The 17,226-nt window shown below is 38.1% G+C and carries 1 protein-coding gene; it reads right to left on the reverse strand.

Annotated features, from left to right (window positions below; translation table 11 throughout):
* Positions 1–271: 271 nt before the first annotated feature.
* Positions 272–17,008, reverse strand: a complete 16,737-nt coding sequence (locus tag EAH81_RS13040) for a gliding motility-associated C-terminal domain-containing protein (protein WP_140507711.1) — start codon at positions 17,006–17,008, stop codon at positions 272–274.
* Positions 17,009–17,226: the final 218 nt, after the last annotated feature.

The raw sequence follows: 17,226 nt of genomic DNA on the forward strand, positions 1-17,226 counted from the left end.
GCGAAAATATACAAACACCTCATTATTAACTACATTCGTCGATAAACTGCATGGAAAAACGTTGAAATACACCTTTTAACGATAAAACTTAACCTCAACCTTGAAAAAAATTAACTATTTGATAATAAAACAGCAGAAAATTCTTAATTTTTTATCAATAAATTAGCTTTTATATAATATACCAATAAAAACCCCATAATACCCTACAAAAAAAGGGAGTGTAACAAAATTACACTCCCTTTTTCTACTTACTGATTAACAATATTTTACATTATTCAGAGATATATAAATATCCCGTTAAGCTCATTGGCTCATTTAGGTATGTTTTATAAGTTATTACATAAAAATAAGTTCCGTCCGGCAGTCCATCTTTTTGTTTAACAGTTGCTCTTCCTTCAGAAACCCCTCTAAACACAACGGTCTCATTATCATACCCATAAGCATCGTAAACCAAAACTCCCCAACGGTCATAAATTTCTACATAGGCATCGTGATAACATTTGATTCCATCAATTTTGAAAACATCGTTTATACCATCTCCGTTAGGAGAGACTGCATTATAAACCGCAATTTTACAAGCGTTTAATGGAAGTATTGTTGGATCATCTTCTAAAATTGAATTATCATCAGATTTATCGGTTATTACTTGTTCTTTTGGATCAACTGCCTGAACTGTTGCTTGATTTTTGACACTTCCTACAGCAATATCCTCTCCGGTTAAAGTGTAGATACCAGCAAAGTTATCCGTATTGGTCTCGCCTGCACTTAGAATAATTGGGTCTCCTGTAATCACTATTCCTGGTTTAGGATCTTTGACTATAATGTTTACCAACGGAATATTTCCGGTATTTGTTATCGCAAAATGATAGGTTATGGTTTCTCCTATTTCTGCATATCCATTTTTGTTTTCATCATTGAATGTTGCTGTTTTTATTATTGCAATTGATGGAACTACACCTAAATCGACAACGGTAGGATCATCATCATTTAGAAGTGTCGGGTCATCACTATCAGATACTGCTGTAACCTGTTTTCCGGCTGGTGTATCTCCAACAACAACGGCTGTATTTACTACTGCTCCAGTTAGAGCATCCAGAATTGTTACCGTATAAGATGCTGTCGCTGTACCTGTTTCTCCGGGTACGAGTGTATTTGGAGTAACGGCAATAGCATTATTACTTAATAACGGATCGGCAATTTCAATATTATTCAATATGACATTACCTGTATTTTTTACTACAAAACTGTAATTAATGATGGAGCCCACTCCACCAGTTCCAGTTAATTGTCCGCCTTTTATTAAGGTCAATTGTTTAAATTGATCCACAGGAGTAATCGTAGGATCGTTAGGACCTGTCAAAGTAGGATCATTACTATCTGATAAATCGTGAATTGCTGTTCCGCCTAAAGGCTGAGCTGTAACCAAAGCCTGATTTTTGACATATCCTAAATTAATATCTGCCTGAGTTAAAACATAGGTTCCTGTAAAACTTACTACATTTACCTGACCTACCGCTAATGTTGCAATTGGTGCTCCTGTGATAGTAGCCTTTGGATCTGTAATGGTCACGTTATTCAAATCTATGGTTCCTGTATTTGTAACAGAGAATGAGTAACGAATTAATTCTCCCGGTTGTGCAAATCCATCACCATTTGTATCAGAGAAAACGCCTTGTTTTACTAATGTCACAGAGGGTTGTAAAACTGTAATCTTGATAACTGCCTGATCACAATTTACAGCATTTAGGTTCTCACAAATTTGGTAGACAATTGTGTAGATTCCTGATGAAGTTCCTGCAGGAATGCTTACTGATCCTGTATTTATATCTAGAACAGGAATGGCTGCTGAATTGATTACATCTGCCGGCGAAATCACATTTATTTTGACTTGTGCTAGTGTTGGGGCTGCATTATCTAAAAGATCATTAGTTAATACGTTGATCACATTATTAGCTCCGTCTAGGCCATTAATTCCTCCAATGGTATCATCATTTGCTATAATTGGTCCCGAAATAACGGTCACGATAATATCTGCCTGACTGCAATTTGTAGGATTCAAATTTTCGCAAATTTCGTATCTTATTGTATAAGTTCCGCTTGGCGTGCCAGACGCAACACTTACACTTCCCGTAAGGATATCTAATGTTGGAACGGAACCTCCGTTGATTGAAGTTGCCGGTGTTATTATTCCAATGCTAATTTGTGACAATTGTGCCGCAACTCCATTTAGATTGTCGTTTGTAATTGCATTTACAACATTGGCTTGACCTTGGAAACCGTTAATGTTTAAAACCGAATCCGTATTTGCCTGAATTGTAGCTGCTGTCACTGTTATAAAGACTGTTGCTTCGTCAAAATTTGCTGTATTTAAATTTTCTGCAATTCGATATCGAATCTTGTATAATCCCGCAGGAGTTCCTGCCGGTACACTTACAATTCCGGTTGCCGGATCTAAAACAGGTACATTTGGATTTCCGCTTATTGAACTTGCAGGACTTAAAACCGTAATTGTAATTTGACTTATATTTATGGCTGTTACTTTTACTTTTTTACCCACTATCGAAGAATCGTTGAAGGTATCATTGTCTATAATATTTAAAGCTTTTGGTGTTCCTACATAACCATTAATATCTACCTCAACATCATCATTGGCTATAATTGTAGCGGCATTGACCTCAATTACAATAGCTGCTTCACTACAGTTTGTTGCGTTTAATTTTTCGCAGATTCCATAATGAATGGTGTATGTTCCTGCTGAAGTTCCCGGTGGAACATCAACACTTCCTGTTGCTGTATTTAATAGCGGAACTGGATTTCCTGAAACATAATCTACCGGATTTGTAATACTTATTGAAGTAATATTAATTTGAGATATTTGAGCAGCAACTCCATTTAATAAATCATTAGAAATAGCATTTATCACATTTGTTGCTCCTACATATCCATTTATATTACTCACGGAATCATTAACTGCCAAAATTGATGGTCCTGTTATAGTAATAAATACTGTTGCATCATTACAATTGGTTGGATTTAGTCTTTCGCAAATATGATATTTAATCTCATAAGTTCCTGCCGGCGTACCTGCCAGAATACTCACCATTCCGGTTAATGGTTCCAATGATGGAACCGGTCCTCCTTTGATTGGTGTTGCTGGTGTATCCACCGTAATTTCAACTTTGCTTAAATTTGTTATAGCTCCGTTAAGCGTATCATTTGTTAAAACATCGATAGCATTATTGGTAGCTACATAACCGTTTACATTTAATAAAGTATCATCATTAGCTACTATTACGGGAGCCTGAACCACAATAGTGATTACAGCTGTGTCATTGTTTACTAAGGTCGATCCTTCCCTTAATGTATAAATAATGGTATATGTTCCTGCACTTGTTCCTGCCGGAACGCTGACAATTCCTGTTGCCGCATCTAAAGCCGGTATTAAACCAGAATTTATTGCTGTTGCAGGAATTACGTTGGTAATTATTACTTCTGACGGAATTACAGCAACTCCGTTTAAGGTATCATTATCCAGAACATTTACCGCATTTGTTGTTCCAATAAATCCATTAATTCCGCTGGCATTATCATCTACAGCATCAATTGGTGATCCAATTACAGTAATAAATACTGTTGCATCATTACAATTACTCAGATTTAATTTTTCACAAATAGCATACTTAATTTCATAATTTCCTGCAGTTGTTCCCACCGGAACGCTAACGATTCCTGTTAATGCATCCAGAACCGGCACCAATCCTGAATTTATTGGTGTTGCAGAAATTACATTGGTAATTATTACTTCTGACGGAATTACAGCAACTCCGTTTAAGGTATCATTATCCAGAACATTTACCGCATTTGTTGTTCCAATAAATCCATTAATCGGGGTAGACGAAAGATCATCGTCGACTGCATCAATTGATGATCCTGTTACGGTAATAAATACTATTGCATCATTACAATTGGTTGGATTTATTCTTTCGCAAATATGATACTTAATCTCATAAGTTCCTGCCGGAGTTCCCGCAAGGATACTCACCATTCCGGTTAATGGTTCCAATGATGGAACTGGCCCTCCGTTGATTGGTGTTGCTGGAATGTCTACCGTAATTTCAACTTTGTTTAGACTTGTTATTGTTCCGTTGAGCGTATCATTTGATAAAACATCGATAGCATTATTGGTAGCTACATAACCGTTTACATTTAATAAAGTATCATCATTAGCTACTATTACGGGAGCCTGAACCACAATAGTGATTACAGCTGTGTCATTGTTTACTAAAGTCGATCCTTCCCTTAATGTATAAATAATGGTATATGTTCCTGCACTTGTTCCTGCCGGAACACTGACAATTCCTGTTGCCGCATCTAAAACCGGTATTAAACCTGAATTTATTGGTGTTGCAGGAATTACATTGGTAATTATTACTTCTGACGGAATTACAGCAACTCCGTTTAAGGTATCATTATCCAGAACATTTACCGCATTTGTTGTTCCAATAAATCCATTAATCGGGGTAGACGAAAGGTCATCGTCGACTGCATCTATTGGTGATCCAATTACAGTAATAAATACTGTTGCATCATTACAATTACTCAGATTTAATTTTTCACAAATAGCATACTTAATTTCATAATTCCCTGCAGTTGTTCCCACCGGAACACTAACGATTCCTGTTGATGCATTCAGAACCGGCACTAATCCTGAATTTATTGGTGTTGCAGGAATTACATTGGTAATTATTACTTCTGACGGAATTACAGCAACTCCGTTTAAGGTATCATTATCCAGAACATTTACCGCATTTGTTGTTCCAATAAATCCATTAATCGGAGTAGACGAAAGATCATCGTCGACTGCATCAATTGATGGTCCTTTTATGGTAATAAATACTGTTGCATCATTACAATTAGTTGGATTTAATTTTTCGCAAATATGATACTTAATTTCATAAGTTCCTGCCGGTGTACCCGCCAAAATACTCACCATTCCGGTTAATGGTTCCAATGATGGAACTGGTCCTCCGTTGATTGGTGTTGCTGGAATGTCTACCGTAATTTCAACTTTGTTTAGACTTGTTATTGTTCCGTTGAGCGTATCATTTGATAAAACATCGATAGCATTATTGGTAGCTACATAACCATTGATATTTACCAAAGTGTCATCATTGGCTTCAATTATTGGAGCATCAACCACAATGGTTATATCTGCTACATCATTGTTTGCTAATGTAGTTTGCTCTCGAAGTGTATAGGTAATCTTATACGTTCCTGCTGGTGTTCCTGCCGGAACACTAACTATACCGGTTGCAGGATCCAAAATAGGTACCAATCCTGAATTTATTGCTGTTGCAGGAATTACATTCGTAATTACTACTTCTGACGGAATTACAGCAACTCCGTTTAAGGTATCATTATCTAAGGCATTTATCGCGTTTGTTGTTCCAATAAATCCATTAATTCCGCTGGAATTATCATCTACAGCATCGATTGGTGTGGCAATAACTCTAATTCGGATAACTGCCTCATCGCAATTTGTTGGGTTTAATTTACCACAAATTTTGTACACAATGAAATATTCCCCTGCATGGGTTCCAGCCGGAACATCTACGTTTCCGGTAAGAATGTTTAATATTGGTACGGGCGCACCGTTTATCGAACTTGCCGGAGAAATTAATTCGCCTGTAAAATCCAAGACGTTTATTGGCAGCCCATCTATCGTATCGTTATCATAAGCATTTATTACATTATTGGCTCCTGCGTAACCGTTAATGTTATCTGCCTCATCGTCATTTGCAATAATTGGAGGAGCTACTACCACAATTGTAATAACGGCATCGTCGCAATTTGTTGGATTCAACTTATCACATAATAAATATCTTATTTGATAAATTCCAGCCGGTGTACGTGCCGGAATAGTTACCAATCCTGTTGATGGAACTAAAAATGGAACCAATCCTCCGTTGATAGGAGTTGCAGGCGACAATATTGTTTGCAATACTAAACTCACATCTGCTAAAAGCACTCCATCATACTTATCATTATCTGTAAAAGCATTTAAAACTTCCGGTGCTCCTCTATAACCATTGATATTGGAAATCACATCATCTTCGGCAACAATTGTTGGTTTTTCTACTACGAGTATAATATCTGCCTGACTACAGTTTGCCGGATTCAGTTTCTCACAGATTTCATATCGAATAACATATGTTCCTGCCGAAGTTTTCGCCGGAACGTCAACATTTCCTGTTAGTTCATTCAGAATAGGAACAATTCCGTTTGTTGAAGTTACTGGAACTGTTATTCCCAAATAATGAATATTAACCTGAAGTATTGATGCCGCAGCTCCATTAAGGTCATCATTTGTTAAGGCATTAACTACATTGTTGGCTCCAACAAAACCATGAATATTATTCGCAAAATCATTATCTGCATTAATATTTGTTGCTGAAACGTTTACAGTAATATCTGCTTCACTGCAATTTAACGGATTTAATTTTTCGCAAATTCTATAATGGATTACATAAATCCCTGCCGAAGTTCCAGCAGGTACATCAACATTTCCTGTCACAATACTTAATATCGGAACTGGATTTCCTGAAACATAATCTACAGGATTGGTTGTTGTTAATGAAGTAATATTAATCGCAGTTAATAGAATATCTGCTCCATTTAATCTGTCATTTGTAATTGCATTTATAACAGTAGCAGCGCCAATATATCCGTTAATTGTACTTGTAGAATCATTATTTGCAATAATACCCGGAGCTACAACATCAATTGTTATAGTGGCGGTGTCAAAATTGGTCGTATTTAAGTTTTCGCTCAGGCGATATTCAATTGTGTACATTCCTGCCGAAGTTCCTGGAGGTACATTTACATTTCCTGTCAAAGGATCTAATACAGGAATTGCTCCACCGTTAATTGGGATTGCCGGAACAATATTGCTGATTGTTACCTGAGAAGGAATAACAGCAACTCCGTTTAAGGCATCATTTGTAAAAGCATTCACCACATTTACAGCTCCTGCAAAACCATTAATATTACTTGCTATATCATCAACAGCATCAATTGGTGCACTTATTACGTTGATAAATACTGTTGCTTCATTGCAGTTTGTTGGATTTAGTTTCTCGCAAATCTGATATCTAATTTCGTAATCTCCTGCGGTCGTTCCTGCCGGAACACTTACAAATCCTGTCAATGGTTCTAATACCGGAATTGAGCCTCCATTTATTGGTGTTGCAGCATTTTCAACAGTAATATTAACTTTTGAAATGTCAGTTGTTGCTCCGTTAAGGGTATCGTTTAATAAAACATCGATCGCATTGATAGTTGTTACATATCCGTTAATATTTGCAACTGTATCATCATTAGCGATAATAACCGGAGCCGAAACTTCAACTATTATAACTGCAAAATCATTATTTGACAGGTTTAGTTTTTCGTTTAATTCATAGCCAATAAAATAAACTCCTGCCGAAGTTCCTGCTGGTACACTTACAATTCCTGTTGATGGATCTAATACTGGAATTGATCCCCCATTGATTGGTGTAGCAGGTATAACAACACTAATTGTAATTTCTGAGAGTACTACTCCAGAACCGTTTAATGTATCATTGTCTAAGGCATTTAAAGCATTTGCATCACCTATAAATCCGTTTATTGGAGAAAAATTAGCATCATTAAGTGCATCTATTTGTGCCGAAGCGACTGTAATCGTAATTACAGCATCATTACAATTGGTTGGATTAAGGTTTTCACAAATCTTATAAACAAACTTATATTCTCCTGCTGGTGTTCCTGCGGGAACACTCACGAAACCTGTGGCGGTATCAAATGTTGGAATTGGACCTCCATTTATAGCCGAAGGAAAACTTGTGATTGTTGTAGTAATAGTGGGCAGATTAAGCATTCCGCCATTCAACAAATCATTATCATATGCATTTATTACATTGTTTGCACCAGCATATCCGTTTACATTTAAAACAGTATCGTCATTAGCTTGTATAATTGGTCCAATTACATTAATTGTTATAATTGCATCATCACAATGTCCCGGATTAAGGTTTTCGCAGATTTCATATTCAATTTGATATTGTCCTGCAGGCGTTCCCGGCGGAACTGTAAGCCGACCTGATGATACAAGAAGGATTGGAACTGGTGCTCCCGGAATTTTAGGCGTTGCCGGCGTTTTGACAGAAGCTGTTAGGAGACCCGCTAAATTTATATTTATAATCTCTCCATTGAAGGTGTCTGCTCCCGCCGTATTTGTAAAGGCATTAATAGCCTCAACAGCTCCATCATAGCCATTTACATTATCTACAACATCATCATTTGCAAATATTGGAGCCGGATCTACCACTATTGCTATACTGGCATCCGCGCAATTTGTTGGATTTAGCTTTTCGCAAATCGTATAGGTAACATAATAAGTATCTGCCGGAGTTCCTTCGGGTACACTTACGTTTCCTGTTGCTGTACTAAAAACCGGTACATTGGCACCTGCATACAAAGGCGTAGCTGCAGTGTTTTGAGTAACTGTTATTTTATCAAGATTTGCTGCCGTAATTGGTGCTCCGTTTAAACTATCGTTTACAAATGCATTTACAACATTCATTTGTCCCAAATATCCATTAATATTCTCCGCTACATCATCGTCAGCATCGATTAAAGCACTTCCTACCGGAACAATAATTCTAGCCACGTCGCAATTAGAAGGAATTGCTATTTCACAAATCATGTATTGAATTTCATAAAGACCGCTTACTGTCCCTGCTGGCACATCTACATCTCCAGTTGCAATATTCAAAACCGGAACTGATAAAATCGTTGGGTCAATAGGTACCGCAGGATGAACAATAGAAATTTGAACATTTGAAATTGTTGCCGGTAGAGTGCCAAGTTTATCATTTGTTAATGCATTTATAACCGCTAAATGTTCATTGGATCCATTCAGTAACATAGGAACAATATCGATTACAGCATCGATTCCTGATGTTGTTACACTTATTACTTCTGTTGTTGTGGAACAATTTGCAGGATTTGCGTTTTCACAAATTGTATACGTTAGTGTGTAGTTGTCCGCCGGTGTTCCAGGTGCAACAGATATTGTATTGGTAGTGGAATCAAAAGTTAAAAAATTTGAGATAGAATTTATGGTTAGCGTTACATCAGCAGGGTTTACTGCAATTCCATTCAACAAATCAGAATCTAAGATAGTATGCGTTCCTGTATTTCCTCCTGTACCTCCTGAAATTGCAGTAAAAGTTTCAGGAACTGCACATATTCTATTAAAAATGGTAAAACTTGCCGGTAAAGAAGTACAAGTATTTAAACCTATTCGTCTTACATAGATTTGCACTGACCCGGAAGGTAACGCACTAAAAATATTACTTGCCTGAAAAGTACTTCCGTCTTTACTATACTCATATCCTGTTCCCAGATCCGGAGTTGAAATAGCAATTGTTCCGGTAGCAATATCACATGATGGCTGTTCTGTTACTTGCCCTATTGGAACAAGAGGTTTATCAAAAACATTTAATGTAACATGATTCGAAATGCTCTGACAACCAGATTGAGACTGAGATATCAAAACTCTAAAGTATCTATTTCCTGTTATCGCATAAACTGGTGTAGTATAAGAAGCAGTTGTGCCTCCTGATCCATTAGTTACATTTGAATACGGTCCCGCCAAAACAAGAGCTGTTTGCCATTGATACAATAGAGAACTCGAAGGAATATTACCCGAAGCTACTATTGTAAAAGTATGGGGTTGATTGATACAAACTTCTCCATCTGCTGGTTCTGTACTTATTAATGGAGATTCAAACACATCTATTTTAGCAGGGGCAGAATCTATAGTACCACAACCAATACCGGAATCTGTTACGTGTAATCTAAAGAAAATATCTGCGGTTAAAGTTCCTGTCGTATAAGTAGTTGTATTAGCACCGAAACCGTCTGTTACGTTTGCCCAACCTGTAGTGCCATTTAAAGATTTTTGCCACTGATAAGTAAAGTTTCCGGAACCATTTGCTGCTCCTGATGTCATCGTAAATGTACCACTTTCACAAATATTTCCTCCAACTGGCTGTACCGTAATTGTTGGATCTGGAATAACCGTTGCTTTTACTCCATCAGTAATTAGTGTACAAGTTGGATTTGATGATGTAATTACACAACGATAATAAGCAGTTACTAATAAAGGTCCTGAGGTATAATTAGGGTTTGTCGCTCCTGTACCGCCAGTTACATTTACCCAGCCGCTAGTGCCATCAGAGGAGCTTTGCCACTGATAATCGAAAGATGCAGATCCGTTATTTGCCGAAGCTAATGCAGATAACAACACTGTTCCTCCAATACAAACTATAGGCGGAGTAGCAGGTTGTGTTATTATACTTGGAATAATAACTGTCGAAATACTTGATGTAACCGGAATACAGCCTTGCGTTGGGTCCGAAACTACAACTTGATAATACGTAGTTTCTGTTAGATTCGGAGTTGTATAAGAGGCTGAGGTTGCGCCGGCAATATTATTATAAGGTCCTGCTAAAACAGTAGAACTTTTCCATTGGTAATTATAATTACCTGAACCACCAGCAGCTACAACATTTAAAGTTGTGTTTGAACCACTGCAGATATTACTTTTTAATGGTGGCTGCGTAACAATATTGATAGCAGAGAAAACGGTTATCATCGCTACATTGGAAGTAATCGTAGTACAGCCATTTCCGCTGGCCGAAATATCAACTCTGTAATAAGTGGTCTGAGTCAGAGCCGGAGTAGTATAAGTGGCTGACGTAGCACCGCCAATTATTGTAAATGTTGTATTATTTAAACTACTATACCATTGATATGCTAAACCAGGTGTACCATTTGTAGCTGTTACTGACAGTGTATCATTTCCTCCTGAACAAATTACACCTCCGGTTGGCTGAACTGTAATTGTTGGATCCGGAACTACATTTACGGTAATTGCATTTGATGTTAAGACGCAATTTGTAGTCGAAGAAGTTACCAAACATCTAAATTGTGTAGTTGTATTTATTGCGTCTGATGTAAAATTAGCCGTTGTTGCACTTGCATTCGATTCATTAACAAAACCTAAACCTGAATTACTTTGCCATTGATAACTAAGTGTTCCTGCCCCTCCGTTTAATGAAGCAGTTACACTAACATTTATTGTTCCTCCTTCACAAATAGGTATTGGCGCTACTGGCTGGGCGGTAATTGTAACAACATATACCGATACTGCATTTGAATATACTTCACAACCATTGGCTGATTGTCTGATTCTAACTCTATAGAAAAAATTAGAAGTCAATGCTCCTGTTGTATAAGATGCAGTCGTTGCGCCGCTTCCTCCGGTTGTATTTACCCAACCTGTTGTTCCGTTTGTAGATCTTTGCCATTGATAAACCAAAGGTCCGCCTGTAGAATTTCCTGAAGCCACTACTGTCATTCTATGGGTTCCGCCTGTGCAGATTGTATTTCCAACAGGTTGTTGTGTAACAATCGGATCCGGAATTACATCTGCTAATACACTATTTGAAGCTACAAGACCACATCCATTTCCGGTTGCCGAAACATCTACTCTATAATAAGTATCTGCTGTTAGTGCCGGTGTATTATAAGTATTTGAAGTAGCTCCTGATATTAATGCAAAACTTACATTATCTGAACTGCTGTACCATTGATAATTTAAACCCGGTGTTCCGCCTGTAGCTGTAACAGTCAAAGTAAGTGCTCCGCCTGAACAGACAATTCCGCCAGTTGGCTGTGCAGATATTGCAGGATCCGAAACCACTGTTGCCGTAACAGCATTTGAAGTCAAAGTACAATTTGTAGCTGATGAGGTAACCAAACATCTAAATTGTGTGGTACTATTTAAAGCATCAGATGTAAAATTAGCCGTTGTTGCCGTCGGATTTGTTTCATCCACAAAACCTGAACCTGAATTGCTCTGCCATTGATAACTTAACGTTCCTGTTCCTCCGTTTAACGAAGCTGATAGGCTAATATTCACAATTCCACCAATACAAATAGCAGCAGGAGCCGTAGGCTGTGCCGTAATTGTAGTAACATTCACCGGTGCCGTATTCGAAAAAGTTTCACATCCGCTTCCGGATTGTGTAATTTGAGCTCTAAAATAAAGACTGGAGTTTAATGCTGCAGTTGTATAAGTATTTGTATTTGCTCCTGTGCCTCCTAATACATTTGTCCAGCCAGAAGTGCCATTAGCCGAACTTTGCCATTGATAGATAATAATACCCGCACCACTATTTGTAGTTGTTGCAGCCACACTCATAGTATGTGTAGCTCCTGAACAAATAGTGTTTCCTGTAGGCTGAGTTGTTATTACAGGATCTGCAATTATTGTTAGTCTGGCAACATTACTGGTAACCTGAGTGCATGTACTTAAAACATTTACTCTATAATAATAATCTCCATTTGTCAAAGAACCACTAGTAGTATAAGACGCACTTGTTTGTCCCGAAACATTTGTCCAGCCTGAAACTCCATTAGGAGATGTTTGCCATTGATACGTATAAGGTGCAACGCTTCCTGTTGGGGTTGTGCTTAAAGTTAGTGTTCCGCCTTGACAAATTATACTATTATTTGCTAATGGCGAAGTGGTTAAATCTGATGCTCTTTCGATATTTACTTCATCAGAATAAGGAGTACAAGAACCGCTTGTAATAGTCCATTTTAACCTTGTAGTTCCTACTGAGAGATTCGTTACTGTTGTATTAAAAGCATTTGGATTTGTTATCAATGCTGTACTTCCGACATTCGAAACAAATGTCCAGAGCCCTGTTCCTGCAGATGGGTTATTTCCGTTTAAAGTTGTCGTTGTTGTATTACAAATTGTTTGATCTACTCCTGCATCTGCCAATGGAGGCAATGCATTTATAGTTACTGTAACATTGCTTGAACTTGACGGACAGGATCCGTTTGAAATTGCCCACCTAAATACATAAATTCCCGACTGTGCACCAAAGACAGCTGTTGTTGGCGAAGTTGGAGTTTGAAAAACCACAGTTGACGGACCTGAAACTTGTGTCCACAATCCAGTTCCTACCGCTGGTGTATTTGCTGTCAAAGTCAATGTTTGAAATTCGCATATAGTAATTGATGTTCCCGCATTTGAGTTTGATGGCAAAGGATCGACAACTAATGTCATATCATCAAAAGCCGTACAACTAAGATTTACTGCTGTCCAACGCAAAACATAAGTTCCTGCTCCATTTGGTGTAAATATGGAAGTTGGACTCGTATCATTAGAAAAAGATCCCGCCGCTGGTCCGCTTACCCTTGTCCATTTTCCTGTTCCCGCAGTAATTGCATTTGCTGCCAAAGTTGCTGTACCGGATTGACAAATTGTTTGATCAGGTCCAGCCTTAGGAACTGTTAAATCTGCTGTAACCGTAATTTGAACATTATCTGTTGTAGGCGTACATATTGTTCCGTTGCTAACCGTCCAGCTAAAAACATATACACCTCCAGTTTGCGTTAAATTAGAAACAGTTGTAGTTGGCGAAATTTGAGAACTAAAAACTGCCACAGTAGGTCCCGATACCTGAGCCCATTTTCCTACTCCTGCTAACGGAGGTATCGCTGTAAGATCTGTAACTGATCCGCAAATGACTTTATCTCCTCCTGCAAGTGCTGGTGAAGGCGGCTGAGCATTTTCAATCCTGACTTGATCGGATTGACTGCAACTTCCTGCACTAACTGTCCAATTAAAAACGTAAATTCCGTAAGCAGGGTTTGTAAATATTGTATTGGGATTTGTATCATTAGCAAAAGATCCTCCCGGAGGTCCAGCCAGTATAGTCCATTTTCCTGTTGTTCCAACATTGAGTGGTGAAGCTGCCAGTATAATTTGTACAGGACCGGCATTACAAAAAACCTGATCCGGTCCGGCATTTGGCGGTGTTGTTATTTGACCATTTACTGTTACCTGAATATCGTCAGAACTTAGAGGACAAGATCCATCTGCTGCAATGGTGTATCTAAAAACATATACACTTGGTATCAATCCGGTTACTGATGCAGTATTATTTCCTGTTGCTGTGATTGTTGGAGCTCCGCTTCCTCCTGATACATAACTCCAGGTTCCGGTACTTCCATCATTTCCTTTTAGATAAAGAGGTCCCTCTAAACAAGTCGAAAAATCTGAACCTGCCGCAGCTACTTCAGTTATTTTTATAGTCATTTGGTCACTACTGTCCGGACAATTTACTCCATTGAAAGTTGCCCATTCTAAAGTATACACACCTGTTGTAAGTCCTGACAAGGTAGAAGTTGCAGATGCAGGATTTGAAAATACCGGCGAATTTGGTCCTGTAAATAATGTCCAAAGACCTCGTCCTACTGCTGGAGTTGTAGCAGCGAGTGTTGTACTCGTTTGATTACATAATACCTGATCAGGTCCTGCGATTGCCGCAGAAGGCGGTCCATCAATATTTAATTGAACGGAATCTGAACTCGCCGCACAAATTCCTCTTGAAATTGTCCATTTATATACCCAATTACCTGGAGTTAAATTCGTAATTGTTGTTGTCGGACTTGTTGGATTTGTAATAATAGGACCATCACCTCCACTGACAAATTCCCAAAGACCCGTTTCGCCAACCGCAGGAGTATTTCCGGTAACGGCAGCGACATTGGTACACAAACTTTGATCGCTACCTGCCTGAGCAATGGTTATAGTTGGCGCAATAGTTATAGCAACTCTATCTTCGGCATCTGTACATCCTATATTACTGACTGTCCATTTAAACTCAAAATTACCATCGCTTAATCCGGTTACCGTAGTATTAAATTGTGCAGGATTTGTTATTATTCCAATTGCTCCACTTGTCTGCACCCATAAACCATTTCCGGGAGACGGATCATCTGCTGCTAATGTTATAGATGTTGTACCTGTAGGAAGACATTGATCTGTTCCTGCATCTGCTGTAGCCCCTTGTGTATTATTTGTTGTAACATTAACTGTGTCAGAAGAGTTTCCACATCCATTAGCAACAGTCCAGGTAAAAGTGTAAGTTGTATTTTGGGCTAAACCAAAAGCTTCAGCGTTAGGATCATTTATGTTACTAAAAGTTATGCCTGCATTTGGAGAAACTGTCCAGGTTCCAGTTTCACTGTTTATCGTCATATTTCCGTGCAATTGAACCGGAGTCCCAAAACAAACCGATTGATCATTTCCTGCCTGAGAAATTGTAGGTGTTACATTTGAAACCACAACATCTGAGATACCTTGTGTATCATTACAGGCCGCACCTCCGGAAATAGTCCATCTAAATTTATATCTACCATTTACTAATGGAGAAACACCTGTTGTCGCCTGATTAACATCCGTAAAAGTTACTGTCGAAGGACCTGAAACCTGTGACCATTTTCCCTTACCTCGAGTTGGTATATTCCCCGCCAATGTTGCAGATGTAGAATTACATGGCAAAATTTGAGTTGTTCCTGCATTCGAATTTACCGGCTGGGCCGAAATTGTTATTAAAATAATATCAGAAACCGTTTCACATTGGCTATCAGCAGTTGGAGCTTTAATTATTCGAACAAAATAACCTCCTGATACGATTAGATTATTTATTGTTAAACTACTTCCGGAAAAATTAACAGGACTGGTTGGATAAGAGGGATAAAAAGGGTTAACCGGACCGTCAATAATTTGCCATTTCAACTGACCATTTCCACCCGAAGTAACTGGAATTGTAGCCGAAACTACTCCACATCCTAATTGTTGATTCCCTCCTCCTGATATAGACATGCTTTCTTCCAGAGTAACTGTATGTGTACCTGTTCTGACACAATTTGTTGTACCATTCGTTAAAGTATATAAAAAGGTATAAGTTCCGAGCGTATTCATTCCTGAAATTGTTGTAGAGGGCGAAGTAGGATTCTGAATTACAGCTGATGGTCCGCCTGTTTGTGTCCATTGCACTGTTTCATTTACATATAATGGCGTTGTACCTTTTAAGACTGTTGATGTTCTGCCATCACAAAAATACACCTTACCATCTGCAACATTTGTTACATCTGCTGTGGGAGGAGGAACGATTACTGTAACTTCATCCATTCCATTTGCACAAGTACCGGCGACGGTCCATTTAAAAGTATAGGTACCCTGAACTAAACCACTTACATTGGTATTATTATCATTTACATTAACAAAAGTTAGAATATTAGGTCCATTAACAACAGTCCATGTTCCTTGTTGCTGCCCTGGAGTATTTCCACCAAAACTTCCGTTAAGTTTTACACCCTGAGTCGCTGAATAACAGTTTGAAAGTGTAATATCCGAACCTGCCGTAACGGGCATTTTTCCTCCCAAACTCGAAATAACCACTTCGTCAGATGAAGTACAATTTGAAACTGAATTTGTTATAGTCCATCTAAGTGTTGTTGAACCTGAACTAGTACCAGAAACTGTAATAGCACTATTTGGTGAAACCGGGCTGCTAATATTAACTCCTGCATTATTATTTCCTATAACCGTCCAGGTTCCGGTTTCTGATGCTCCAACTGCGTTCCCGCTTAAAGCATAAGAGCCTTGACAATATGTTTTATCAGGACCTGCTTTTGCCATTGTAATCGGCAACACTGTCATCTTAACATCATCAGAAACTGTTGCGCCATCCCCGCATTGGGCTGTTAATCTAAAAATATAAGTATTTCCCGGAATCACTCCTTTTACCAGTGACTGCAATAGATTTGGATCTACTATCTGAACAGCTGGCCCGGATATTTGAGTCCAAATTGGGTTTTGCAAAAAGTTAGAGCCCGGAGTTGTGTTTGAAGTTCCTAACAAATAAAACTGATCTGGCGGCAAACCTAAATCTCCTCCCGGACATATTGAATTATCAGCATTTGCATTTATGGTACAGTTTTGTGAAAAAGTATAAACTGGAAATGCAAACAAAAAAAAGAGAAGTGTTTTATTTAATCCTTTACGTAATCTATCAGAGTAATTTAATTTCATAAATATAAATTTTTGAATTAAAAACAAAGGAATGATTGTAAAACAGAGGGGATGTTTAACACAAATTTAAACAAAAAATTCTTAAAAATACTACAAACGTGCTGATTATTAAGCGATTGCGTTTTTAAAATTAGCATTTAATCACAACATACTGACTATCAAATACTTAAAATAATAAAACACAAATCTTAAATTGTAAATATTTTAAAATGAGCTAT

The organism is Flavobacterium pectinovorum, assembly GCF_006438875.1.
In the GTDB taxonomy this organism is placed as follows: domain Bacteria; phylum Bacteroidota; class Bacteroidia; order Flavobacteriales; family Flavobacteriaceae; genus Flavobacterium; species Flavobacterium pectinovorum_A.

Bases quoted from the DNA above. Each gene is read 5' to 3' on its own strand.
- EAH81_RS13040 (WP_140507711.1), bottom strand. From the start codon at position 17,008: ATGAAATTAAATTACTCTGATAGATTACGTAAAGGATTAAATAAAACA.